Origin of the sequence: Pantoea sp. MQR6 (genome assembly GCF_022761075.1) — a bacterium.
Taxonomy (GTDB): domain Bacteria; phylum Pseudomonadota; class Gammaproteobacteria; order Enterobacterales; family Enterobacteriaceae; genus Pantoea; species Pantoea phytostimulans.
Window position 1 is genome coordinate 1 of sequence record NZ_JAKYXB010000004.1, and the last position, 26764, is coordinate 26764.

Below are 26764 nucleotides of genomic sequence, written 5' to 3' on the forward strand. Positions count from 1 at the left end.
TGCGGCTGGCCAGCCATTGCAGCATTAGTGGGGTTGCTGGGCATGTTGGTCTGTATTCCGCCAGACAAGCGGTTAATCACTTGTTAGCCCGTTATGCTGGCTTGATTTCACCCTGAATGCGTACCGACAATCAGCGGAACCCCGCCTCCGGGTGGAGGAAAAACACCTTAAGGAACATCCTCGTGCACGTGTGAGGATTATCAGAGGATAACAGCATGATGCTGTCTCATCGTATTGTCATTGTTGATGATGAACGCTCAGTGCGTAGCGGACTGAGCAATTTACTGCATTCTGATGGGTATACCACCCGGGCGTATGCGTCTGGCGAAGAGCTGCTCTGCGATGACACTGCGCTTGATGACGTCGACATGCTGATCCTCGATATCCGCTTAAAAGGAATGAGTGGTTTTGAACTTTTTGCAGAGTTGAAGAAAAAATCGGCTTTGCCCCCGGTGATCTTCATCTCGGCCGATCAAGAAGAAAACATGCAGTGGTATGCCATCGCGCTCGGCGCATTAACCTTTTTGCGCAAACCGATTGATGTTGATACGCTCCTGACACTGATTCGTAGCGAGTTATCTCAACGGGAAGCACGCTGATGAGTATCATTTCTGTCATTCCATCCGAGAACGACGATGAGGGCATTACGCTCTCAGACGATGCCAAACTCACTTTGCTGACGCAAGATGGTTGCATTGCCTGGTATATTGGCACGCCTTCTGTCGGAGAGATGTTTATCCTGGCGACAGCTGCCAGCGATGAGGTGGCATTTCAGAGCACGCAGTTGTTAAAAAATGAGTTCGCTCTTTCTACCCAACTTTCCTCACTATGGGCGGTAAAACCCTCTAGCCACTCACGCTATCATGGCCGCTATTCGCTGATTTATCCGGTTTTTCCCTTCAGAACGTTGGCACAAATCATAGGTACGCCCACCGAAAAAATCAGTGATTACCTGCGAAAAGCCATCCAGCTTTGCCTTCCTTTGAGTGAATTGCACCATCAGGGCATCGTGCATGGCGATATTAAACCCGGCAATCTGTTCCTCAATGATCAAGGCTCTTACCGAATTGGTGGATTTGGCCTGGCCTCCACGGCGGCTCACTCACTGTTGAAGAATACCTTTCGTGCCTCTGGCGGTACGCTAGCCTACATGTCGCCGGAACATACCGGACGCACGCCCAATCCGGTAAATAGCCTCAGCGATCTCTACAGCCTTGGCATTGTGTTGTATGAAATGCTGACCGGCAAGTTGCCCTTCGGCTCTCCCGATGCAGGGCAGGCGGAATGGATTCACCATCATATTGCGACGGCACCGCGCCCACCGGAGTGTGTCAGAGCCGATGTGCCACCGATGTTGTCCGCTATTTTGCTGCGGCTGATGACGAAATCACCGGCGAACGGTTATCAAACTATTGACGGGCTTATCGCGGATCTTCGCCGCTGCCAGGCGACGTTAACGGCCGAAAATGAGATTGCGCTGTTTACGCCTGGCTTACAGGAGCGTTTCACGACGAATTTTCGTGCTGAAACGCTCTTTACCAGCCATCCGCAAGCGCGACTATTGATTCATGCGTTGGAGGATGTGCATCGCAGTTCGACGCAAACGTTGGTGATGATCAGCGGTGCACCGGGCTCAGGAAAGTCTTCGCTTATCGCGACCGCACTCAAAAAATTGCAGGACAAACACATCCTGTTGACGGTAAGCAAAGCCGATCAGCATTCACCGGTTGTGCCTTACTCGGTGTTAGCGTCGGCATTTCGTAGGGTGACGTTATATCTGCTTGGTTTATCCGCAGCGGATGTTAAAGCGTGGCAAGCGCGGCTTTTACATTACCTTGATGATTACGTTGCTTTGGCGGTAGAGCTGGTGCCTGAATTAAAACAACTGCTCAATATCAGTGCGCCGGTTGTTTTAGAGATGGACACGCTGGATGCGCGTGAACGCTTTAATCAAATGGCTTGTCGCCTACTCAACGCATTTGCCACGCCCGGCAGGCCGCTAGTGATGTTGATCGATGATATTCACTGGGCAGATCATGCCAGCTTGCAGTTGCTGGAAACGTTGATTGTGCGCAACGAAAATCTTCCTTTCATGCTGGTTGTTACACACAGAGATGCAGAATCGATGCCTTGCCCGTTGATTGCAGGCTTTCTTACCCGCATACGAGCATCAGCCGCGCGCGTCATGGACATTACGCCTGAACCCCTTTCTGTGAAAGCGGTGTCGCGCTGGCTCGCTGGCGCACTGCATACCCGAGCGAGTAGCACCTTTGAGCTGGCTCAACTTATCCATGAAAAAACGCACGGCAATCCGCTGTTTATTCGGGAGTTTTTCAGGCAGGCGGTAGAGGATGGGCTGGTTTTTTACAGTAAAGACCCACTGAAATGGCACTATGATCAAACAGCCCTGAAAGCTCGCCAGTACACAGATAATGTCGCGAGTATTGTGGTAAAGCAGCTCGAAAGGATGCCGGAGTCGGCGCGCCAGCTTTTAGGATGCCTTGCCTGTTTAGGCAGTAACGGCGATCTCGCTTTGATCAGTCAAATTCTTGGCATAAGTGTGCTAAAGGTTCAGGAACGGCTTGCGCCTGCCGTTACCGCAAAATTTATCACGCTCACCTTCGATGAATATGCTTTTAGCCACAATCGCGTTCACGATGCCGCATTTTCACTGATTAGCTTTAAACAAAAGCTTCGCCTACATCAACAAGCTGCCTGCCTGTTAGCGGAGTCTGCCAGGCGGGCTGAAGGCAACGAGACCTTGTTCCGTGCCGTGCATCACATTACGTTGATGTGTGACGTTCCGCTGACGTCAATGCAGAGTAAAAATTATTATCAACTTAGCTTTATGGCGGCTCAACAAGCAAAGCGAGCAGGGGATTACACCTCGGCATTACGTTATTTGCAGACGGCACACACACTGAATGGCCAACTTACTCAACGCAATGATTTTGCCATAAGCCTGGAGCAGGCAGATTGCAAATTCCTGCAAGGGAATCTCAGCGAGGCTCAGCAGCTTTGCACGCAGTTGTTAAGTATGCCGGGCAATCTGACCGAAAAATCTGCCGCTGCCTGCTTGTCAGCTGAGATTCATATGCGCCAGTCAGACAACTATTTAGCCTTAGAAACGGCGCTTGCCTGGCTCGCGGTATTTGGTTTGCATTTCAATCGTTATCCTGATGATGCTGAATGTCACACGGCCTGGCATTCGCTTAAAACCCGGTTAGGTGACGACCCCGAAGCGATATTAGGTTCGCTGCCTTTGATCACGGATCGTGAGAAAGAGTCGGTATTGAATTTGATGGCCAGCACCATCTTTGCCTCTTCCTATGATTGTCCGCAGCTGCACCTGTTGTTGGTGTGTAAGATGCTGGAAATGACGCTGGACCATGGATTAACGGGCGCTTCAGCATTTGGATTGGCATGGTTTAGCGTGCTGATTTCGGATCGCTACAAAGCGTATCACTTTGGTTATCAATGCGGTCTACTGGCTACACAACTGGCGGAACAGCATGATTTTACCCGCTATAAAGCCCGGACGCTGTTACCCCTCGATCAAGTGGGGATTTGGACGCAACCTTTGTCGTTCGCTATTGATTGCGCAAAGCAAAGTTTTAATGTGGCTGTTGCGCATGGCGATCGTTCCTTTGCCTGCCTCGCGTTGCGCCATCAGATCATGAATTATCTGACGCGCGGCGATCATCTGGAATCCGTCCTGACCTCAATTGAACGTGGTCTGGCCTTTACCCAAAAATCCTATTATCCAGATGTTGAAAACGTTCTGTTAATGCAGAAGTACTTTGTGATGCATTTACGCAACGGAACGGGGCACACATTCACCGGTTTTGATTGGTATCCTGAAACGTTAATTGGCAGTGAGCCGGGGCTCATGTCCGGGCCGAAAGCGATGGTGCAATTTTGGTCCTGGATCTATCGCGGGATGACCCATTTTTATGCCAGTGAATATTCAGACGCTTTGCGCTATTTCGATCTCGCAACACAGCTCATCAGTGCGGTGCCGGGATATATTTATCTGATGGATCTGCATTTCTACAGTGCGCTTTCTCATACCTTGTCAATGCGTCACGAATCAAACAATCCTTCAAGTTACCGTGCAGCGAAAAGCCATCTTAACGTCATTTCTGAATGGGTAGCGCTCAACCCGGCGCTGTTTGCAGATAAAGAAGCGTTAATCAAAGCGGAACTGGCAAGGCTTGCCGGCGAATTAGGGCCTGCTCTGGCGCAGTATGAATCGGCGATTGCGCTTTCTCGCCAAGCTGGTTTTACCCACATTAATGCGTTGGCCAATGAGTTGGCAGGTCACTGCGCCCGAAGTTTTAAATTAGATATCGCCGCAGATGCCTATTTTAAAGGTGCGATGAGCGGTTGGGAAAACTGGGGAGCGATTGCCAAAGTTCGTCTGCTTGAGCAGAGCCATCCGCATCTGACCACGCAGGGGCAAAGTAGTGCATTTGCGACCATTCCTTTTGCTCAGGATGAATCGATCCAGGATCTTGAAAGTGTGGTTACGGCGGTTCGGGCTTTAACCGAAGAGATTAATCTGGATCGGTTGATTCATATTCTACTGAGGATATTGCTTGAACGTTCAGGTGCGCAACGCTGCCATTTAATTCGCGTGCTGGATGGCAATATTCCGCAAACAGAAGCGTGGGCAGAAGCGACAGCGGATGGCGTTCGAGTAAAAATAGCGAGAGAAAGACCCGCAGCGACAGATTTACCGCTTTCAGTGCTCTCTGCTGTGATTCGAACAGGGCAGGAGATTCGCACGGGCAAGCCTGAAGATTTCAGCCCGTTTAGTCAGGATCCGTATCTTGTTGCCTCCGGCGCGGCTGTTTTGTGTGTGCCCATGTTTAAACAGGCCAATATGGTTGGGGTGCTCTATCTGGAAAATCGCCTGATGCCCGATGTCTTTACCGCAGAGCATTCACACATTGTAAAAACCCTCAGCGCGCAGGCTGCTGTTTCATTGGAAACTGCACGGTTGTATGCCGAACTGCTGGAAGAAAACATTCACAGACGTCGCGTTGAGAAACAGCTGCGAGATAGTCAGACTTCATTGATGTTGGGAGAAAAAATCAGCCATACCGGCACATGGAGCTGGGAAATTGAACAGGACATGATGATCGTATCGAATGAATATGGCCGAATTCTTGGCCTACCTGAAAATCAGGATCGATTGTCTATGGCCGATTTCCTGACCCGTGTTCACGCTGATGATTTTGAATGTATCAATGAACTCGTCAATGTCAGCGTTCGAAAAGGGATCACTATGCAGGCGGAGTTTCGCGTAATAAGACCTGATGGTGAATGTCGCTATATCAAGGGGATAGGGCAACCGGTGGATAACTGGCCGGAGGTTAAAGAATACTTTGGCACCATTGCAGACATTACGCTTCAGCGCAGAGCGGAAGATGCGGTGCGCATCGCACAAGCTGATTTGGCCCGCGTTTCTCGTGCCACAACGGTAGGCCAGCTAACATCCTCAATTGCCCACGAAATTAATCAGCCGTTGATGTCAATTGTGGCAAATGCAGGCGCAAGTCTCCGTTGGTTGAAGCGTGAACCGCTGAATCTGGAAAATGCCTGCCTGAGTCTGGATGAGATTATCGATGAAGGTAAACGTGCGGGTGAAATTATTCGTGGTTTGCAGTCGTTGACGCGGAACCACGATTCCGCCTATGCACCGGCTAATTTGCATCTTATCGCGAAAGATATTTTGTCGCTGTCACGCATGGAACTTGAAAGCAAAAGGGTTTCGCTGGAGTTGCAGCTAAGGGCAAACCAGGCGGAGATATTTTGCGATCGGATTCAAATTCAGCAGGTCTTACTGAATTTAGTCATCAACGCTATCGAGGCCATGTCGTCAGTAGACGATCGGACCCGAACACTGACACTTTCAACCTTTAATCCTACACCTGAGACGATTCGCTTCGAGGTGCTTGATAACGGAACCGGTCTGACACAAGAGGTTCATAAGCGTATTTTTGATTCGTTTTATACGACTAAAAAAGAGGGGATGGGAATGGGGTTGACCATCAGCAAAAGCATTATCAAAAAGCATTGTGGCGAGCTGGAAGCTGAAAATCGTCCTCTCTTCGGCAGCGTCTTCTGGTTTACGTTACCCACCGAGCAGTGAAGATCGTGTGCCCGCCAGGGCACAGTTTTGCGTTACGAGCCCTACGCCACCTAAAATTACGAAGGCGTCGGCTCCTTTATCGACGCCGGTTATTCAGGATATTGAGTCGTTCTGCTGTTCTGACTAAATCAGAGAGAGAACGCGCATTCATTTTATCCATCACTCGACGTTTATGAACCTTTGCCGTGATCTCACTAATGCCCATCTCTGCGGCGATCTGTTTGTTAAGAAGCCCGCTTATCGCGAGCATCATGACCTCGCTTTCACGTGGCGTCAGCGTCTGATGCCGTGATGTCATCTCTAACTTCTCCTGAGATGAGGTCATATTTTCCTCAGAAATACGCAGCGCTTCCGCCACGGCTTCAAGGATGCGATCGGGATCAACAGGTTTAGTCAAAAATTCATACGCGCCCGTTTTCATCGCTTTTACCGTCACAGGAATGGTACCAAAACCCGTCAGGAATATGGTAGGAATGGAATAGCCCCGCGCATTTAAGGTTTTGACCACATCAAAACCGTCAGCGCCAGGCATATTAATATCCAAAACCAGGCAACAGGGCGTGGGATTAATGTTATAGGCCAAAAATTCCTGCGGTGAGGAAAAAGGAATAACGTCATAATTCACTGAGCTAAGCAGATTATTGAGCGCAGAGATTACGGATGGGTCATCATCAACTACATACACTATGTGATTCATAATTGGTCTCATTTAAAACCTGAAATTCACTGATGTTTAAAGTAGTGCGTAGATTTAATATACCGTTAAAAGGATGTTTTTCCACACGTGGTGTCTACAAGCCGCCAGCATTTCCACGATATTATCATAATAGTAATCATTATCATCCTTTAATGCATGACTTAACGATAAATATCTAACCTATTGAGTTGGCTGTATTAATTACATACAGCGCATGTGGTGAGAACATGAGCAAGTGTTGAAATAAGCATCATAAATAGCCATTAATTACATAACATGTGCGTTTATGCTCTTTTTCATTGAATAAGGGTGAGCGTTTCTCGAAAGATAAAAATGTTTAAATTTATTCGCGCATGTTTTTCATTGCCAAATTTACTATTGAGCAGATAAGGGCATGACAGAATGCGTTAACTTAAAAGACAATATTCTTTATGAAATGTAATAATCATTATTATATCCTGCCGTTACAGGTAACTTATTACAACAAATCATCAAAATTAGAGGTTAATCGCTATTCTTTAACACCGTGCGCTTTTAATTTAAACAGTTTAGCAGGGTGATTTTCTAAGCTGATGTGGTTATTTCTCAACACTATTTCAATATAGCGCGCCAATTTGATGCAACGATTGACGCTATTTCGCACTATTTGGTGAGATGACCTCCATGAGTCTACTCTTTAGTGCTGACCTTCTCACATCATCCCTCGAAAGCCAGCGGGCTTCAGCAAAAGCGGGCAATAAACTCGTTTTGCTGCAAATTTTATGCGCCATACACATTGAGAGAATCGTAAATCTGACGGCGTAAAAATTTTCGCCGCAGATTTGAGGAATTAACATGCATAGCGAAAATGAAAACAGTCAGGCAAGAAAAGTGCTCATCATCGGTGGAAGCCGGGGTATCGGTGAAGCGATAGTTCGCCGCTTCGCTGAACAGGGCGATCGCGTTACTTTTACCTATGCCAGTTCCGAAGAGAAGGCACAGACGATAGCTCAGCAAACGCAAAGTCAGGCAATCAAGCTTGATGTATCTGATCGTGATGCGCTGATAGAGACTGTAGCCGAAGCAGGCGCGCTGGATGTTCTTGTGTTTAATGCAGGCTTATTAAGTGCTGGCGATCCGCTTGAGACGGCTGCTGATGAGATTGAAAAATTATTCATCGTTAATATACACGCTCCCTATTTTGCCGCCGTCGAAGCGGCGAGAGAGATGAATAAAGGTGGCCGAATTATCATTATCGGTTCTGTTAATGCCGATCGGATACCGATGAAAGGGCTCACAGCTTACGGCACCAGCAAGGCTGCATTACAAGGTGTAGCCAAAGGGCTGGCAAGAGATTTTGGCGATCGCGAAATAACGGTCAATGTGATCCAACCCGGCCCAACTGATACTGATATGAATCCGGCCGAAGGGCCAATGAATGAAACGATGCACAGCTTTATGGCGATCAAAAGACATGCTCATGCCAGCGAAGTTGCAGGCATGGTGTATTGGGTTGCCGGACCGGAAGCGAGCATGGTGACAGGAGCTGCACTGACCATTGACGGGGGCTTTGGTGCATAAAGATTTAACCAGCGGCATCTAAATTTTGTCACATGTGATTTAGATGCTTGCTTAACCCATTTGCCAATTATTTTTTTCTCAACCACAGTAGATTTTCAGCATCACATCTCCGCTTCACACTTGCCCACATTCTCGGCGACACATGTCACATTATCCTTGATGTAATCCAACACAACATAGAAATTTTATGCGATGCCTAAGGCTACCAGGTCCAAAAAGCCCACTCCGTTACCCTGTAGCAATATAGGTGCGCATAATCAACATTATGTTAAATAGAATAACGAGGAACCTCGCCAACCTTGGGTTTACACGCGCACTATTCCCTTCAGATTAATTCTTCTGGCTGGCTTACACGCCATAACGGTAAACCAGCGCTATGTCAGTATTTTTCTCTATCACTTCACGTCACCGAGCGGCAGTTTCAGGCCGCATCAAAAATGACATACAGTTTACGCATCTGTGTTTCGATAACCCACGTGCCTTGGGTATTTTCTTCAAAGAAAAAAGAATCTCCTGGTTTGAACGTCAAGGTAGCTTCGCCGTCTGGCGTAAATGAGCCCTCGCCGCTCAGGAAGTGCATGATTTCTGCTTGCTTGACTGAGCGTCGATAGCTTCCGGCTGTACATTCAAAAATACCGGTATCAACATTCTCTTTGCCGGGAATGATTTTTTGCAGCCCGGATAGCTGAATAGTCGGTGTATCAGGCAAGCCCTCAACGTTTCCCCAGGGTTCTAACTTTTCAATGGACGCAGGCTGATCGATCTTTTGCACTTTCATTTTTTTGCTTCCTTAAACGCAGGCTTTATTATTGTGACGTTTTGCTAAAAATTGGCCAATTTTCAGCGTGTTGCCTTATTTTAAGGATGAGATAAAACAGCTTGATGGCGTTTTCAGTCGGCAATTACTATTTTTGCGCACAAAACATCGAGTATTTAACAGAAACTTTTGTGAGCAGGAATTATCAATTAAGCGATGGCGTATCACCCCTGAGAATCTAGCGGGCATGCTCATCAGGTTTAGCGTTGATATCATCCGTTCTTCGCTGTAAATTCGTTCAATCCATATCAAAGAGGCTTTGTTCAGGATTTGTTATTCCCGGACATCCCAATCTGGCTTATACCCTTATTTTTTGTGTTTTTGATGGTTATTTTATCGATTTATGAAATTGTAAAGTCCAAACGTTAGCATTATCTAAATCAAGCGCGTTCATTCATGGGCTTATAACCCAGCGCAGTGAAATAATCAGTTATGGCAGAAACTCTTCCTTGTTGATCAACCATTGCTATCCAGGTGTCTGGACGAATCAGATAAACGGCATTTTCAGCGAAACCTTTGTCCGCATATTCCTGTTTCCAGACCATGTTATGCAGCGGAATCGCATGATCCTCACACCAACCGACAAGTTCTTTTGTCGCTGTGCCTAAAATATGTATCTGCCAGGTCATTTCTCTGAGCGGCACATAATTGTCATATCCTTCAGGCGCGAGCCACGGCAGTCGATCACCTCCCCTGATTTTGCCTGCATCTCCCTTACTCAGTGGGCTGTGGTGATACTCCAGCATGGTTTGTGAAATGATTCTGAAAAGCGCGCTTCGGGTGCTACCAAAGCTGTAAATCAGGCTGGCAAACAGAGGAAGAACATGCATTTTAAATTGTGTGGCAAAGCTCCCTTCTTTGGTCATCAGCGTAAACATACGATCAGTAGTAGAGACAAGTTTGCGAGCAAACGAGAGACGTTCCAGTGCATAACTCTCTAGCAGGCTTTCAGGCGCGTGAGTTCGTATAACCGCAGCCAGTTTCCAGGCAAGATTTATCGCATCCAGGATGCCGGTATTCATTCCCTGCCCGCCCGCTGGACTGTGCACATGGGCTGCATCGCCCAATAAAAAAACATGGCCTTTACTGAATTGTTCTGCCACCCGGTGGTGAACCCGGTACGTTGAAAACCAATTTACGCTTTTTACAGTGGCTTTAAGATTGTGCAACGCATGATGACTAACATCCTCAAACGTGAGCGGTTTGTTATCCATGATTTTGTCCGCGCGCACTGTCCCAATTAATCGACGCTTACCCGACTTGCCGTAAGCCAGCACAGCAACAAAATCATCGCTGTCCAGCGCAACATGTACCTCATTTGCGGGTTCTAGCCCGGTTAACTCAACATCTGCAACATAGAATATTTTATTATAGGTTCCGCCCGGAAACCCAATACCTAACTGATGACGAACGGTTGATCCCGCACCGTCACAGCCGGCCAAAAATTGTGTTTCACACATTTCCTCTCTGCCATCTGGCAACTTTAACCAAGCGGTAATTTTTTCCCCATCGTCATCCATTTTTACGAGTTCAGTTTCTCGTTCAACGTCTATTCCAAGCGCGGTAAGTTGATCAATGAGCAATCTTTCATGCTCATCCTGCGGATAAACAAGAATGAACGGGTAAGGTGTAACATCTCTGCCTGCATCGCCGAATGAGAGGCATGCCCTTCTCACTCCTTTTGCCCACAAATTGATAGAAGGATTCTGATGACCGGCGTTAACGACCTTTTCGCTTAAACCTGCTTGCTCATAAAGCTCGAGCGTCCGGGCCTGAACGGCCATGGCACGAGATGAATCTCCGGGGCCCGCGCTTTTATCAATAATACGTACTTTAACCTTCTGTTTAGTCAACCAGATGGCCAGCACTAAGCCAGTAGGCCCGGCCCCGATAATGAGTACCTCGCACATAATTAGCCTCGATGATAATGAATGACTCACAAATCATTCACGGTGACCCACGTTATCCTGTCAAGGTTGAAGCACTACTCCTGATATTCGGCATCACGAAATTATTCTCGTCTAGATAGAGAGATGTATTAGAGAGCGGGTTTTCGAGCAGCGAGAGTACTGTTTTAGCGTTGCGATGATTGTTCTGAATAGCGTGGACAGGAATATTCTTCAACGAGTGAGTTTATTGAATAAGGCACCCTATTTTTTAAAATAGTCATATTGAATGATGTAACTAAGTAAAGTAACAGATTGCATTATGCCTGGTTTAATGGCTCCCTTAGGTTAAGTCTTGACCAATCATCATCCTGTGACCATCCGGTGTCGCTACGGTAAATTCCCGCATCCCATGTGATTTGTTTTCTGGGGCCGCTACCAGAATCGCGCCATGACGTAGAAATTCTTCATAAAGCGCATCGGCATCATCCACATAGAGATAGGCAAAATAGTTATGATCGCCGGTATCAGCGGGTGAAAGAGCATTGGGTGAATGGCCCAACATGATACGGACACTTCCCCTACTCGCCTGTTGCCATCCCAATCCTTCTGGCCACGTTAAATGAAATCCCAGAACGTCGCGGAAATACGCTGCGCTTTTAGTCAGATCAGGCACTGCAAGCACAAATGCGCTCGAATGTAGATGGGCAATAATATCAGTCACGCTGGCATCCTTATTGAAAAATTAACGCATCGTATTAACCCAAGACCTGCTGCCCTGCACTTTTTTCCAGCCGGTACACATCAATCATGGAAAAAAGAACCAAGACAGAAATACCTATGAATGCCAGATTAATATCAACGTGAGCAGGTGTGTGATGGTTATTCCACACCATTGATATACGCAGAAACAGTGCTGAAAGTGCAATACCCGCACTCATACTAAACTGGAAAAAAATACTGAAAATAACGGATGCATCACTCATTTTGTCCTGTGGCACATCGGCAAATCCCAGACTGTTATAGCAACTGAACTGCAATGAACGCGTCAGTCCGCCGATAAATAGAATAACGGCAATAGCGTAATAGCTCAGTGATGGGCTTAATAACAGGCAACTTAAAATAGCCAGCAGGCTGATCACCCCATTCCACATCAGAATGCGTCTGAAACCCCATCGTTTCATTAACCAGGTCGTAGCGGGTTTCATTGCTAAATTGCCAGCGAATACCCACAACACCATAGAGCCAGCCTGAACCGCGCTCCAGCCAAAACTGAGTTGGAACAGCAGCGGTAACAAAAATGGAATGGCATTAATGGAGGCGCGAAAGAGTGAGCCTCCTACTACTGCACTTCTGAAGGTCTGAATCGTCAGTGTTGAAAAAGGCAGCAGCGGACGGGGATGAACGAAGCTATGGCGAAACGTTAAAATACTGAAAATGAGACCGCCCGCAATAAGCATACATCCACTGTCGATTTCACCATGCCCCATCAGCTCCAGACCGGTAATCATCATTACAAATGCGGACGCGGTAAAAATGAAGCCTTTAATATCGAAGGCTCTGATCACCTTTTCTCGGGTTTGCGGAACCAAGAAAAATGAGGCGATCAGCGCCAGAACACCCAGCGGAATATTGAGCCAAAAAATCCACGACCAATGGCTGTAGGTGACGATTACGCCGCCCAACGGCGGCCCTAACACCGGCGCGATCAAGCCAGGCCAGGAGATAAAGGCGATCGTTTTAACCATATCTTTTTTTGCCGTCATCCCTAACACCACCATACGCCCTACAGGCACCATCAATGCGCCGCCAATCCCCTGTAATATGCGGCTGAAAGCAAACATCGGCAGGCTCTTACTCATGCCGCACATCACAGAGGCGAGAGTAAAAATCAGAATGGCGCCCACGAAGACACTTCGCGCGCCGATTCGACCGGCCAACCACCCACTTATCGGAATAAAGATCGCTACCGCAAGCAGATACGCGCTAATACCGATATTCAGTTCTACGGGACTAACAACAAACTCTCTCGCCATCTGCGGAATTGCTGTCGCGATAACCGTCGCATCCAGGTTCTCCATAAAAAAAGTAACAGCCACTAAAAGTGCCAGCCAGAGCGTGCTTTTTGAGAGCGAGTTGCTGTGCGGATGACTGTGACTCATAAAGATAAATTCCTTATAAAATTAAAGCATTAAGCAATTTTATTCTGGCTATTGATAGCAAGCGATTCGTTATCGCGCGAGAAACATAGCGTAGCTATCCATAACCTCAGTAATCCCCGTTTTAGAAGGAACCTTTTAATCTTCTCTCAGTAGCTGGAAGTTTTGAAGCAAATCACAATAATCATGGAGATTCCTAATAAAAGGCATATTGATGAGGTGGATTACTCAGGCACCTTGTCCCGATGTGGGTCGCCGCATTAAAAACAAACTGCCGTTGAAATCGCATTCCGCTGAATTTAAAGGGATAAGTGATAAAAACTGCCATCTGCTGCATGAGTAACTTTTAGCACTAAATCTTTGCGAAATTAAACCGATAACAGCTGCATCATGTGCCCTTCCTCAGGATATCGAGATGTCGCTTAAAAAATCCTCATTACTTGTTTTACTCACTCTTTTTATAGTGTTTTTTACCAGCATGAGCGCCAATTTCTGGCTGCTCAACCGAAGTAACCAATCACTTGATGCCGTTAATAAAGAGATTCGCGTCGTACTTTCAATTATTGATCCAATAAACCACAGCCGTACGTTGCGTGTACGGCTGATGGAATATATGAAAACATTGGAAACCAGCCAAAATCTGCAATCAAAAGATACGTTGGATGCTGCGAAAAGCGTCATAGCTAAAGCGGATATGGCTTTTCAAGCTTATTTAAATGCGCCTAAACTTCCCGGCGAAAATGCGGTGGCTGATGCTTACCGTAAAACCTATTTGGCTTACCGTGAACAAGGTATCCAACCCCTGCTTGACGCCGCTGAAGCGAATAATCAACAACGCTTTAACGAGCAAATTGCCACTGTTGCCCGTCTGGATCGGCAATATGAAATTGAACTCGATCAGGTGCTGGCGCAGCATGAAGCCTATGCGAAAGCGCTCAACCAAGATGCGCAAAGCCATTTCAGCTTTGGCATGGGCGCAATTATCGCCTTTGGCTTGCTGTTCCTGGTGGTGATTATCGCTGTACTGTTTTTTATAAAGCACTATGTTTTGAACCCTTTGAACAACGCAAAAGCACATTGTGGACAGATAGCCGAAGGGATTTTAAACACGCCAGTACCGGTAAAAGTGGGCTCACGCAGTGAGATTCAGGATTTGATGACGACCATGGAACAGATGCGTCTTTCATTAACAGACATTATCAGCCGGGTTCGTCACTCGACTCAGACTGTTTCTCATGCGTCACAAGAGATTGCCGCTGGGAATATCGATCTGGCCTCGCGTACCGAACAACAGGCCGCAGCGCTGACGCAAACAGCCGCGAGTATGGAAGAACTGGGCGCAACGGTAAAACAGAATACTGAAAACGTTCAGGAAGCGAGCCGTCTGACCAGTGAAGCAGTGAAAAATGCGAGAACCGGCGAGAAAGTGTCGCAAGAAGTGATCGTCACCATGGGAATGATCAACAGCAGCTCGAAAAAGATCGAAGACATTATTGGCGTGATAAACAGCATCGCTTTCCAGACTAATATTCTCGCGCTCAACGCAGCAGTAGAAGCGGCGCGAGCCGGAGAACAAGGTCGAGGCTTTGCTGTCGTTGCGGGTGAAGTGCGTAATCTTGCCCAACGCAGTGCGGTGGCCGCTAAAGAAATCGAAACGCTCATTGCGGAATCCGTGGTAAATATCAAAGCAGGCTCGAATCAAGTTTCACGTACCGGTGAAGCGATCAGCGCCATTATCGCCTCAGTCAATCAGGTTGATGTTTTGATGGATCATATTTCCACTGCTTCTGATGAACAGAGTCGGGGCATTAATCAGATCGAACAGGCCGTTATTGAAATGGAAAGTGTGACCCAGCAGAACTCAGCCTTGGTGCATGAATCCGCAGCCGCTTCTTCTTCTCTCGAAGAGCAAGTGCATTATCTGACACATTCTGTGTCGGCTTTCAGGCTCTCTGCTGACTAAAGCAGAGAAAAAGCACCAGAACCCCAAGCCGTTTAACGCTTGGGGTGACTTACTTTATTTTAAGCTCATACACGACACACGGCTGATCGTAGTGTTCTTCAATACCCACATATGTCATTCCCAACCGTTGCATCACCTTGTGTGAAGCCAGATTTTCTGGATGGGCGACGGCGACCAGATGCGCTGCGTTAAAACGTTCCACAGCAAAGTGGATAATCGCTTTGGCTGCTTCTGTTGCATAGCCTTTACCCTGTTGCTCTTTTCTTAAACGCCAGCCAAGTTCCAGAGGTGCGCCATCCAAATTGGCAAGGTGTTGCAGGCAAGCAGCCCCGATAACCTCTGCGGTTTCCTTTTCAATGATTGCCCACCATGAATATCCACGTTGCCGCCAGCGCAATTGTACGCGCTCGATAGATGCAACGGTTTGCTCATGTGTTTTGATGGTGCCATCGCCGATGTAGCGCATGATCTCGACATCGCTGTCCATGGCCCGCAGCCCATCAATATGTTTTAACTCATAGGGTTCTAAACGTAATCTTGCTGACTCAATAGTGAGGTTCATATTCACTCATGGTTATAAGTAGAAAGTCGCGCCAGAGATTTTGTATAACACAGCACAGAATTAAGCGCATAAGTTCATGCCTGTGGCTGTTATGTTAATGCGAGGAAGCAGTTCAGCTATGTGATTAAAAACAGGATGACCGCGACGTAACGACGGAGGGAATAGCGGTTCTGTTGTCATTGTACCGGTGGCCCCATTGAGGATCGTTTAAAAGCGCGACGCTAAATGCCTAACCTATTGACTTAAATTCAGATGATAAGAGAATGTTTCTTTTAGAACGACTACCAGAAAAAACTGGAGTTTATTATCGTCTGTTCTCGCCGTTATTCCCTTGTAACTCACATCAAAAAGCGAAGTGCGTTGGTCGCCTTTGCCCTTTTAGTTGTCAGTTGCTCCTCGGAGCCGCCTAAATCATTGGTCACTCCGCTGACTCCAGTGACAAAACAGCCACTGCCGAGCCAGCCTGAGCAGCAACACCAACCGGTACGCGGTGTTTGGCTCGCCACCGTTTCCCGTCTGGACTGGCCGCCGGTTTCATCCGTTAATCTAAGCAATGCAGAAAATCGCGTTAAACAGCAGCAGAATGCGCTGACACAAAAGCTGGATAAACTAAAAAGTCTGGGCATCAATACGGTATTTTTTCAGGTAAAACCCGATGGCACGGCCCTGTGGTCATCAAGGATTTTGCCTTGGTCAGATATGCTGACAGGCAAAATTGGTGAAGATCCGGGCTACGATCCGCTGCAGTTTATGCTGGATGAAGCGCACAAGCGCGGGATGAAAGTACATGCCTGGTTTAATCCCTACCGCGTCTCCGTGAACACCAAGCCTTCTACTGTTACCGAATTAAACCGGACATTGACGCTGCATCCTGCCAGCGTCTTCGTACTTCATCGCGACTGGATCCGTACAGCCAGCGATCGCTTTGTGCTCGATCCCGGCATTCCAGAGGCGCGAGATTGGATCACCAGCATTGTGGCTGAAGTGGTCGCGCGTTATCCGGTCGACGGTGTGCAGTTCGATGATTACTTCTATGCCGAAACCCCGGGTTCCACTCTCAATGACAGCCAGACCTATAAACGATATGGTCAGGGATTCGCGTCCAAAGCAGACTGGCGGCGGCACAATACACAGACTCTGATTGAGCAGGTTTCTCATACCATTAAGCAGCTTAATCCCAATGTTGAATTTGGCGTCAGCCCCGCTGGCGTGTGGCGTAATCTTTCACACGATCCTGCCGGTTCCGACACGCGTGGCGCAGCAGCTTATGATGAAGCCTACGCCGATACCCGCCGCTGGGTACAGCAAGGTTTGCTGGACTACATTGCTCCGCAGTTGTATTGGCCCTTTTCACGTCAGGCGGCCCGTTATGATGTGCTGGCCAAATGGTGGGCAGAAGTGGTGAAACCCACCAACACCCGCCTCTATATTGGTATCGCACTCTATAAAGTGGGGGAACCCTCAAAAAATGAACCTGACTGGACGATAAAAGGCGGCGTGCCGGAGCTTAAAAATCAGATCGATTTGAATGAGTCTGTGCCGCAAATCAATGGCACCATTCTGTTCAGAGAAAATTATCTCAACCAACCTCAGACCCAGGATGCGGTGCACTACCTTAAAAACCGTTGGGGAAGCTGAGCTGAACCGCCATAAGTGCCATAGACCGTTTCGGTCAGTAAAAAGGCCGCAACAGATAACGTTGCGGCCTTTTGAAGGGGAAAACCGTCAAGCAATAAAGCCTCACCGGCTTTTTTAGAAAGTGGCGTTTACGCCCACATTCCATGTCACCTGGTGATAATCGCTGTTGCCGCCCACCGTTGAAACGCCAGCAAATGCATTCACTTTTTCACCGAGCGGCACGTTCGCGCCCACCGCGACATCCAGCCAGTTCTTGTCACGTGCCTCCACCGTCCGTGCAAATGAGGTGCTGGTCGATTGCAATCCTGCTGTTACCGTAGAATCGGTGTCACCAAATTGGTGGTTGTAACTGACCTGCGCCCATGGATTTATCAGCCACTCTTTACTGTCGATGCGCCAGCCGAGTGATCCAATCTGTGAATGGGTAGTTTGATCGGAATAACGCATAGACGTGCTGTTATTGCTCTGCTCACGATAACCGCCCACGCGACCATAATCCAACGCGTAACTGGCGACAGGACCGGTGGTGATGTGTGTACCCAGCGGCAGATCCCAACCGGTTTGCACACGCATACCCAACAATTTTCCGCCTGTGTTACCTTGCTCGGTTCGGCTAGCAGGACCGATTTTGATATCACGCTCTATGTCATCAAAATCGAGATCGGCATAATGAAGATCCGCGTTGATCCAGCCTTGTTCAAGCAAGGTCAATTGACTGTATAGCGCCACCAAATTGCCGCGTAAGCGATAATCAAAGTTAGACGAAGGTTCCTGTCGCTGGTTGGTATTGGAGAACAGCACACCTGTTTGCCAGTTGTCGGTGAGCTGATAACCAATACCCAGCGTCAGGTTAGCGGTATTGGCATCACCATCCGACCAGGCATCACCTTGATAATCGACATGTTGCCCGGCGTAACCGCCGAATACGGTAAATTCCCCGGCATCTGCAGGTTTATGGCGCTGCTGCTGTAAATGCCCATCAAGCGTGTTGTGCATGTCACGCGCCATCATCAGCGGTGACTGGGACAGCGCAGCGACTTGGGCTGGCGCATCAAGAATCGACTGAATGTAGTCGGCGATCATGGCATGCACTGCGGGGCTGGGATGAAGACGATCAGCGAACAGATAATCCTGAGCAGATGAGAAGCCTGGTGTAGAGGATGCACATTCATCTGCCGACGTGCCTACCGGACACGCCATGCCGATGGTGTTAGTCAATCCATATTGACCGGGACTGGCGATAACTTCATTGAGCAAGCCGGCAATATCAACCCGTACGATATTGCCCTTGATTGCAGCAAGGCCACTCTCTTCCTGCTGATTAAATTGCGTTGATAATGTGGTAGCCAACTCACTCAGCTCCTGCCAGGCATTGTAAAGTTGCTCCGCCAATGCATCACGCACCGCTGGCACGTCAGACACTTGCGCCGCAGCCTGAGTAAAAGCATTTTGCACCGCCTGATTACGTGATGCGGTGTCGGTAGTAGAGACGCTGTCCAGCGACTGGAATGCAGCAACCATTGCCGCATCAGAGACCGGGCCGAGCACTCTGAGCACCGTCTGAATCATAAAGGGCGTTTCACCCAGCTGCGGCGTGGTGGGCACAATCACCGCACCCGCACCGGCATCCAGCAAAGTCTTCACCTGCGAAGCGGCTGCGGCTGCACTGGTATCAATGGTTTCGATCGCTGTTAACGGATTAGTCACCGCAGCCGCTATGTCGTTGGCACCCACCCAATGAATATAAAGCCCGTTGCTGTCAGCCCTGCCGCCGGTTGATCGCAGATACGCGGCCAACTGATCTTGGGTATTTAACGCGGGATCAAGGGCTGGGATTGCCACCGCGCCGCCCTGCGCATAGTTACTGCCGCCCAATGTCGAACGCTGCAAATTTTGTCCCAATCGCTCGGCTAAAACTTCGTCATAAATAGGATATTGCCCCCCATCGTAAGTGAAGCGGCCAATGTTACCGCCGTCACTGAGACTGTCGCCAAAAACGGTGAGATTATCCCACGCCATGGCGGGAAATGACGCTAGCGAGGCGCTTAACGTGGCGAGGGCAGCAAAAGAAAGCGCGAATCTATTGTTTTTCATCATCAGCTCCGGATGAAGTGCCAGACAAAACCCGACTGGCGGCAAGAGTGTTCGTCTTGCGCGTATAAAAGCAGCAACGCAAGTCAGAGGTAAACGCCACATCAGAGATGTGCGCCAAATCAAAGAAATAACAAGGACGATAAAAACGTAGTCAGGAAAAATCCGCTTTACCAGTTTGGCAAGGGAATTTGACTTAAAAACAGTTTAGAAGAAGGGATGAATAACAAGGAATGCGGATGTGATTACATTGATCTGTGCAGCAAAGTAAACTCACCTTTGCTCAGTAAAACTTGGATTTGTCAGGGATTAACCCACTGAGAGTCCACAAGTGCGCCGCTGTTGTCATAAGTAAAAAACGCTCTCTGATTCTGTTCTTTGTGTAGCTGATACCAATCCAACGAGCTGGCGCGCACGATTAACACGCCAAAATTCGCCTTTCCTTCGGCTTCCTCAGCAGCGCTGATCGCTTTAATGTCATCACATGTTCGCTCGCCTCCGGGAGGCCCACCCGCGTAGGTTTTCTGTGTATGGGCGGGCAATCTGCTCCATGTCGCTTGAGCCACATCGCTTTCAGCATCATAGGGCTCTACCTTTCCCTGAAGGCGCAGTTGCAGTCGCATTTGAGCGCAATATCCCAATACCGTGACGTGCGGATTGGCTGCAATCTCCTGCCATTTCAGACTCCGCGTATCGGTATGAAATTCCATAACCCGCATCAGTTTGTCAGCACGTCGCAAGACTATCGTTCGTGCCTGCGGTTTGCCTTGTTCATCGACTGAACAAAAAGTAAGGTAGCGAAAAGCGGATTCCGGCTCGCTCACGGCTTGTTCAAGCTCTGCCCAGGCAGCAGCATCAATCTCGTTGAGTATTATTGGCATCATCATGCTCCTGTTAGTCGTACAGGCCGGCTGAAGCCCGAATTATAGACGCCAAAAGGAATAAAGGTGGGCGACGCCCCTTACGCAGCGGGTTTCAACCTTAGCGCTATCACAATCAACACCATGACGCCCGCGCTCATGATTAACCAGGCGCTAGAGAGTGAAGCGACACTGTCACGTATGAGTCCGGCGATTAAGGGCATCAGGGCGGCAATCAAATAGCCACCTCCTTGCACCCGTGACAATAATTTCCCCGCCTCAGTCGGCGTTCGAGCATGATCAAGCGTCACAATCAGCGAGAGTGGAAACAGTGCGCCAATGCCCACACCCAGCAGCAGCGTTGATGCAATCGGCATGGTACCAGGGGAAAAGACCAGACACAGCAACCCCACCAGCAACAGGAGCAGAACGACGATCAGCGGAGCACGGCGATCGGGAAAACGATGAATCAGCGCAGAGACGGCAAAACCCGCCGCGACTTCGGTTAACGTTAGCCAGGCCAGCATGTAACCGCTGCTGCGTGCGCTCCACCCCGCCTGAATATAGAATGGCGGCAACCAAGCCAAGACCAGCGTATACGCGCCTGTTCCAATGCCGAAGAACAGCATTAACAATGCAGTTCGGGATGACGATAAGGCAACATCTGCATGCGATGTTTTTTCCAATGGGCGATGTTTAATTTGGGTCAGCCAAATAACCAAAGCGAGAAGCGCCAGAAAACCGGCCATGGCAAGCGTAGGCTGTAGCCCCAATCGCGAAAAAACCGGCTCGGCGCTGGCAGCAGACAGCGCGGCACCCGCCATAATACCGGTGGTAAACAGCGACATTAAGGTACCCGCTGATTGCGCATACTCTTTTTTAATTAGTGCGGGCATTAAAGCCTGTATCACACCCACGCCGGCTCCACCCGCTAACGCAGTACACATCAATGTTGTCACAGATGAATCCCATCCCCGCAGCGAACAGGCGATAGTCAAAACCGTCAATCCAGCAGCGATACCCCGCACAGCGCCCACTTTAATTAATAGCCAGGGTCCACTCAGCGCTGCCAGCCCCATCATTGCAACCGGCAAGGTAGTAAGCAGACTAAATCCAGTGGCTGATAAGCCTGTTTCGCGCTGCAACACCGGAAACAACGGACCGATGGAGGCGAGAATAGGACGAAGATTCAACCCGACAAGAAAAGCGATAAATGCGAATATTATGGGCAATGGTACGACATGTTTCACAATGGACTCCTTTAGAACGGTTTTTGCTTTAGCAAATAAGCGCCACCAACATTTATCTTAACGTTAAGATAAATAATCATCTTGTGTAAGATGCACCGCACAACGCGACAAAATAGCCACACTGTTTAGGGGCGAATAATGCACGACCATATCGACTTCGTTATCGGCCAATGGGATAACGCCATGCCGGAACTGGATGTCTCTTCGATGAAAGTTTTTGGCAGAATGCTGCGGCTTATGAAACATGTAGGAAAAGCGCGGGCTCAAGCGCTGGAGCCGTTTGGGTTTCGTGAGGGTGAATTTGATGTGCTTGCCACTTTGCGCCGTGCCGGTGCGCCTTATTGCCTCTCGCCAACGCAGCTGTATAAATCGCTGCTGGTCACTTCAGGCGCAATGACGCATCGCCTGAGCCGGCTGGAGCAGGAGGGATTGATTGAGCGCATTGAGGATCCGCAGGATAAACGCAGCACATTGGTGGGACTGACCACGCAAGGCCAACAGCGGATTGAGCAAGCGCTGGTCGTTCACACCGCCACGCAAGCGGCGATATTGGCAACCTTATCTGCAGCTCAGCGAGAAGCGCTGGAAACGCAGTTAAGAGCGCTACTGCTTACCTTTCCCGGCGAATCTGTAGAGTAATTGACGTAGAGGGCTGCCAGGCAGATTCGCTATCGTCACAGAAAACAATCTGTAATAAGCTGGCTTTTTAGCGACTCAACTATAAGAAAATTATGGCAGCACCCTCAACAGAACAAGACATGCGTAGCCGGATTATTCAGGCTGCTCAGGATGTCATCATTGATCATGGTGTTGTGGGAGCGACCGCCCGTAAAATTTCATCACATGCCGGGATATCACCTGGTACGTTGACCTACCATTTTCAAACAGTGGATGAAATTCTTGAGGCCGCTTTCACGCGCCTGGCTGAGCACGTTTCCGTAAATTTCCGACAGCGGCTTGAATCGGCAGCTGATGTAAGCGAAGCAATAGAGGCCGTTTTGGACCTTATCTGTGGTGAAATCGTGGCTGCACCACGCAATATGCTGCTGAGTTTCGAACTCTATGCCTACGCGTCACGTAATCATAAAATTCGTCAGATATGCCGTAACTGGCTACGCAGAAGCAGAGACGCATTATCTTTGCATTTCGATATTCAAATCGCCATGACGATCGACGCGCTGATTGAAGGTTTTACCGCCCATCGGCACTTGGGCGAAGAGATGCTAAGTCGCGATGAATTGCGAAGTATCCTGCAAAAGTTAACCTCTGACTGACTTCTTTAAAAGAAACCCTCGACATTCAGGGAACAGTGTCGTGTATATTATCTGCTCTCGTACAGTTGTACGACAACCAGAAAATTCAATCCTTGCCGATCAGCATCATCGTGTAAGGCAGAAAACAGGTAAGCGAGGAACGATGAAAGCAAATGTGATTAACCCTGTTACGCAGGTTGAAGATGGTCTGCTTTATGACGCAAACCATGACGCTGAGATCATCTTGAAAAGAAAAAAAGCCAAGGAAGCCTGTTTCAATTTCAATAACTTAAATCCGGTAAAAGAAACTGAAAAACGTCAAATTCTGACGGAATTATTGGGCAGTCATGGCAAAAGCCTCACGATAGAATCCCCTTTCCATTGCGATTACGGGAGCAATATTTATCTGGGGGAAAACTTTTATGCTAATCATAATTTGGTGATTCTTGATGGCGCAGAGGTGATCATTGGGGACAATGTTTTTATCGCTCCAAATGTCGGTATTTATACTGCGGGACATCCCCTCGATCCAAAGAGGCGAGCTGAAGGTCTGGAATTTGTACTACCGATAAAGATTGGCAATAACGTTTGGATTGGTGGCGGTGTGACGATTACGCCAGGCGTGACAATCGGAGATAACACCGTGATTGGTGCGGGAAGCATGGTTAACCGTGATATTCCGTCAGATGTTATCGCCGTGGGTAATCCATGCAAAGTGATTCGCACGCGTTCAGAGGAAGATAGCCAGCGTGAAGATTTTCATCGCCGATAAGCTTCATCCAGTGAATCAAAGGGCAACGGGATTGCCCTTTTTTATGCGTTAAAGATTGAGTCAAGGCGCAAAGAGAGCAAAGAAAGATGTAGTGCTCTGAAGGCCCAAATCGATTACCCACGCGTTTAGATAGGTGCCTTACTTTTTGTCCAGCGACCACGTCGCGCTACTGACATCGACTTTCACCGGCAACAAACCGATTTGGGTAAATTTATCTGCCAGCGCCTGCTGTTCTTTGAACACTTCTGGCGTCATACGTTGCGCGCCATACGGCATTCTGGCTAACGCTTTCTGCCAAATAGGCTGAGGAAGTCCGGTTGATGTTGAAAGAATTTTCGCCGCTTCTTCCTGATGACTGTTTGCCCAGTGACTCAAGGAGCCTAACTCATCAATTACTTGCTTTGCCGTCTCTGGATAGGTATCCGCAAATTTGCGGCTAGCCAGATAGAATGTGTAGTGCGGAACCAATCCTTCGGCATTTTTCACCAAACGGGCTTTAGCGTTGCTTTCGACTTCCGCATAGTAAGGATCCCAAATCACCCAGGCATCCACAGCACCGCGTTGAAAGGCGGCGCGTGCATCTGCAGGTGGCAAATAGACCGGCGTAATATCTTTATAGCTCAGCCCAGCATTTTCTAGCGCAGTGACCAGAAGGTAGTTAACGTCAGAACCTTTATTCAGCGCCACGCGTTTGCCTTTCAGATCAGCAACCGTTTTGATGGCGGAATCAGCAGGAACCACAATCGCCTCGGTTTTAGGGTTAGCCGGTGAATGCGCAAGGTAAACAAGATCGGCTTTCGCTGCCTGTGCAAAGGTTGGTGGCGCATCGCCAGTTGCGGCCAGATCAATGCTGCCAATATTTAATCCTTCCAACATTTGCGGCCCGGCTGGAAATTCAACCCAGCGCACACCAATCCCCTGTTTCTTAAATTCACTTTCCAGCGTGCCACGGTATTTCAGCAGGGCAAAAATATTCGCTTTTTGAAAGCCAATATTAACGGTTTTTGGTTTCTCTTCTGCCTGTGCGTTACAAGCCATTCCCGCTTGTGCGGCAATAATCAGCGCGCTAAGTAATAGTTTTTTCATGTCTCTTTCCTGAGTGGTGTTGTAATCAGCGCAACATAACAAACGCAAGGTGAACGGCTTAGCGACTAAAAATTCTATGCTTAGTTAAAAAACGTCATTGCTGCCAAACGGCATCGCGCACCTTAATGGCATGATTAAGCAGTCCTAACGCATAAAAGCGATCCGCAATCCGCTGTTGCTCGCGAATCATGGCAAGATTCATGTGCTGCGTCTGATGACTGCGGCGTGCCAGGGCATGCGTCAGCGAATCAGTGCAAATACCTAACTCAGTAGAGAGCAACGCAGCGGCCTCCGGTCTGTGCGCGTCTATATAGCGCCCGGTCTGCTCCAGGGCAGACATGAGTGTCTGAAGCAGATCGCGGGAATGCGCTGCAAATTCACGACCCGCAAGATAAAACTGATAGTTATTAACCCGCCCTACGCCGTCAGCGATCACGCGCAAGTGCCCCTCTTTCTCCGCATCGCTAAGCAAGGGATCCCACATCATCCAGGCATCAATGGCATGACTGTCACTGGGTGTCAGAGGATACTTTGGCGGCGCATAAACAATACGCACATCGTCCTGCGCTAAACCGGCTTCATCAAGCAGTTGCAGTAACAGAAAATGGACGTTTGAGCCTTTAGTCACGGCAATACGTTTGCCTTTAAGATCCGCTATATGCTGGATCGGACTCTGCTTTGCTACCAGCAACGCTACGCTTTGCGGCGCAGCAGGTTCCCAGGCAACGTAAACCATTGCATCGTTATTCGCCTGAGCAAACAGAGGCGGCACCTCGCCGGTGGTACAAAAATCAATTTCTTTGTTACCCAGTGCGTGTAACAGCTGGGGTCCAGCAGGAAATTCGCTCCATAACACGCTCACGCCCTGATCGACGAGTTGCGCTTCCAGTGACTGACGCGCTTTGAGAAAACCGAGATTACCGAATTTCTGATAACCGATACGCAATTCTCTTTCTCGTTGTGGCCGTGAAGAATGGGCTGGGCTAGCGTGCCGGCCCAGGCTGCGACGCGGTTTAATCAGCCCAAGATGCCCAAGATGGGTACGCAAAGTATTACGTGAGATCCCCAGCAGCGTGGCCGCCTGTAGTTGATTTCCCTGGCTCAGCTCAACAGCATTTCTCACCAGAGATTCAATAACGCGGGGATAAAGCGGGCTAAGGCTTTCCAGCAGTTGCGTACGTAGGAAACGGTCAAGATCGCCGTCATCCTCGGGTTGATCGTGAACCGTGATAGCGCCCAGCCGCAGTTGCTGCGAGGTAATTAACGCTTCTTTACTGAGTAACACCGCATTGTGCAGCGTATTTTCCAGCTCACGAATATTGCCGGGCCACGGATAAGCCTTGAGGGTTGCCATGGCCTCATCGCTTAGCCGACATTGAGGACGGCCCAGACGGCGGGCATAAAGCTGCAAAAAATGCCCGGCCAGCAGGGGAATATCTTCACACCGCTGACGCAGCGGCGGCAACGTCACGCTGGCGACATTGAGCCGGTAATAGAGATCCTCACGAAACCGGCGTTCGCGTATCGCCACGGCTAAATCTCTATTGGTTGCCGCAATCACTCTGACATTAACCTTCACTGCGCGGGAAGAACCTACGCGCGTAATCTCTCGCTCCTGTAAAACACGGAGCAGCTTGACCTGTAACGGCAAGCTTAATTCACCGATCTCATCAAGCAAAAGCGTGCCACCGTCAGCCGCTTCAAACCAGCCTTGATGTCGATCCATTGCGCCGGTAAACGCCCCTTTTTCATGGCCAAAGAGTTCTGATTCCGCCAGGCTCTCGGTCAGCGCTCCGCAATTAACCGCTAAAAACGGATGCTGGCATCGCTGACTATGATGATGGAGGTAGCGCGCCATGACTTCTTTACCCGTTCCGGTTTCCCCAATGATCAATACGGTTGCGTCAGTGGGAGCCAACTGGTCGAGCACGCTTTTGACAGCCAATGAGGCAGGATCGATCAAATCAGGGCTGGGGAGCTGCATGGAATGTTCCCGAAAAAGATGAAGAACTT

General features: G+C 48.8%; 19 protein-coding genes. 8 read left to right on the forward strand and 11 right to left on the reverse strand.

Going from position 1 to position 26764, the window contains the following annotated elements; all coding sequences use genetic code 11:
• The first annotated feature begins 215 nt into the window (after positions 1-215).
• Both MUG06_RS15265 and MUG06_RS15270 read left to right on the forward strand, forming a co-directional pair.
• Entirely contained in the window at positions 216-599 is a 384-nt protein-coding gene (locus tag MUG06_RS15265) for a response regulator (protein ID WP_215848392.1), read from the forward strand.
• Positions 599-6157 (forward strand): AAA family ATPase, encoded by a 5559-nt coding sequence (locus tag MUG06_RS15270; protein WP_243079104.1) that lies wholly within the window; start codon positions 599-601, stop codon positions 6155-6157. Before MUG06_RS15265 ends, MUG06_RS15270 begins: the two co-directional genes overlap by 1 nt.
• Before the next feature lie 76 nt (positions 6158-6233).
• On the opposite strand, the gene MUG06_RS15275 is transcribed toward MUG06_RS15270, so the two are convergent.
• On the reverse strand, positions 6234-6854 hold the full coding sequence (locus MUG06_RS15275) for a response regulator (protein ID WP_243079105.1): 621 nt from the start codon (positions 6852-6854) through the stop codon (positions 6234-6236).
• Between the two features lie 834 nt (positions 6855-7688).
• On the opposite strand from MUG06_RS15275, the gene bdcA reads away from it, so the two are divergent.
• Positions 7689-8414: an SDR family oxidoreductase gene (gene bdcA / locus MUG06_RS15280; RefSeq protein ID WP_243079106.1), complete on the forward strand. Its 726-nt coding sequence runs from the start codon at positions 7689-7691 to the stop codon at positions 8412-8414.
• A gap of 421 nt (positions 8415-8835) precedes the next feature.
• Here the strand turns inward: bdcA and MUG06_RS15285 are convergent, their stop codons facing one another.
• The 4 genes from MUG06_RS15285 to MUG06_RS15300 all read right to left on the reverse strand — a co-directional run bounded on the left by MUG06_RS15285 (position 8836) and on the right by MUG06_RS15300 (position 13279).
• The gene (locus MUG06_RS15285; RefSeq protein ID WP_243079107.1) at positions 8836-9192 is read right to left on the reverse strand and encodes a cupin domain-containing protein; all 357 of its coding nucleotides are present in this window, start codon (positions 9190-9192) and stop codon (positions 8836-8838) included.
• A gap of 419 nt (positions 9193-9611) precedes the next feature.
• Positions 9612-11141: an FAD-dependent monooxygenase gene (locus MUG06_RS15290; protein ID WP_243079108.1), complete on the reverse strand. Its 1530-nt coding sequence runs from the start codon at positions 11139-11141 to the stop codon at positions 9612-9614.
• A 319-nt stretch (positions 11142-11460) separates the two neighbouring features.
• Positions 11461-11841: a VOC family protein gene (locus MUG06_RS15295; RefSeq protein WP_243079109.1), complete on the reverse strand. Its 381-nt coding sequence runs from the start codon at positions 11839-11841 to the stop codon at positions 11461-11463.
• Positions 11842-11875: 34 nt separating this feature from the next.
• Positions 11876-13279, reverse strand: coding sequence for an MFS transporter (locus MUG06_RS15300; RefSeq protein WP_243079110.1), 1404 nt, complete (start codon positions 13277-13279; stop codon positions 11876-11878).
• A gap of 412 nt (positions 13280-13691) precedes the next feature.
• Here MUG06_RS15300 and MUG06_RS15305 point away from each other — a divergent pair, with 412 nt between their 5' ends.
• Entirely contained in the window at positions 13692-15239 is a 1548-nt protein-coding gene (locus MUG06_RS15305) for a methyl-accepting chemotaxis protein (protein WP_243079111.1), read from the forward strand.
• 49 nt (positions 15240-15288) lie between these two features.
• Here the strand turns inward: MUG06_RS15305 and MUG06_RS15310 are convergent, their stop codons facing one another.
• Positions 15289-15801: a GNAT family N-acetyltransferase gene (locus MUG06_RS15310; protein WP_215848384.1), complete on the reverse strand. Its 513-nt coding sequence runs from the start codon at positions 15799-15801 to the stop codon at positions 15289-15291.
• A gap of 342 nt (positions 15802-16143) precedes the next feature.
• Between MUG06_RS15310 and MUG06_RS15315 the strand changes: the two genes are divergently transcribed.
• Positions 16144-17439, forward strand: a complete 1296-nt coding sequence (locus MUG06_RS15315; RefSeq protein ID WP_243079421.1) for a glycoside hydrolase family 10 protein — start codon at positions 16144-16146, stop codon at positions 17437-17439.
• Positions 17440-17553: 114 nt separating this feature from the next.
• Here MUG06_RS15315 and MUG06_RS15320 read toward each other — a convergent pair whose 3' ends face one another.
• The 3 genes from MUG06_RS15320 to MUG06_RS15330 form a co-directional block, all read right to left on the reverse strand.
• A complete protein-coding gene (locus MUG06_RS15320; RefSeq protein ID WP_243079112.1) occupies positions 17554-19533 on the reverse strand; it encodes an autotransporter domain-containing protein in 1980 nt (659 codons plus the stop codon).
• Positions 19534-19832: 299 nt separating this feature from the next.
• Positions 19833-20414 (reverse strand): pyridoxamine 5'-phosphate oxidase family protein, encoded by a 582-nt coding sequence (locus tag MUG06_RS15325; RefSeq protein WP_347568899.1) that lies wholly within the window; start codon positions 20412-20414, stop codon positions 19833-19835.
• Between the two features lie 77 nt (positions 20415-20491).
• Positions 20492-21640 (reverse strand): MFS transporter, encoded by a 1149-nt coding sequence (locus tag MUG06_RS15330; RefSeq protein WP_243079113.1) that lies wholly within the window; start codon positions 21638-21640, stop codon positions 20492-20494.
• Between the two features lie 138 nt (positions 21641-21778).
• Between MUG06_RS15330 and MUG06_RS15335 the strand changes: the two genes are divergently transcribed.
• The 3 genes from MUG06_RS15335 (at position 21779) to MUG06_RS15345 (ending at position 23665) form a co-directional block, all read left to right on the forward strand.
• The gene (locus MUG06_RS15335) at positions 21779-22279 is read left to right on the forward strand and encodes a MarR family transcriptional regulator (protein WP_243079114.1); all 501 of its coding nucleotides are present in this window, start codon (positions 21779-21781) and stop codon (positions 22277-22279) included.
• 92 nt (positions 22280-22371) lie between these two features.
• The gene (locus MUG06_RS15340; RefSeq protein ID WP_243079115.1) at positions 22372-22914 is read left to right on the forward strand and encodes a TetR family transcriptional regulator; all 543 of its coding nucleotides are present in this window, start codon (positions 22372-22374) and stop codon (positions 22912-22914) included.
• Positions 22915-22954: 40 nt separating this feature from the next.
• Positions 22955-23665, forward strand: coding sequence for a sugar O-acetyltransferase (locus tag MUG06_RS15345; RefSeq protein WP_332627027.1), 711 nt, complete (start codon positions 22955-22957; stop codon positions 23663-23665).
• A 138-nt stretch (positions 23666-23803) separates the two neighbouring features.
• On the opposite strand, the gene MUG06_RS15350 is transcribed toward MUG06_RS15345, so the two are convergent.
• Positions 23804-24751, reverse strand: a complete 948-nt coding sequence (locus MUG06_RS15350) for a sulfonate ABC transporter substrate-binding protein (protein WP_279234026.1) — start codon at positions 24749-24751, stop codon at positions 23804-23806.
• A gap of 94 nt (positions 24752-24845) precedes the next feature.
• The gene (locus tag MUG06_RS15355) at positions 24846-26735 is read right to left on the reverse strand and encodes a sigma-54-dependent Fis family transcriptional regulator (protein ID WP_243079116.1); all 1890 of its coding nucleotides are present in this window, start codon (positions 26733-26735) and stop codon (positions 24846-24848) included.
• Between the last annotated feature and the right edge of the window lie 29 nt (positions 26736-26764).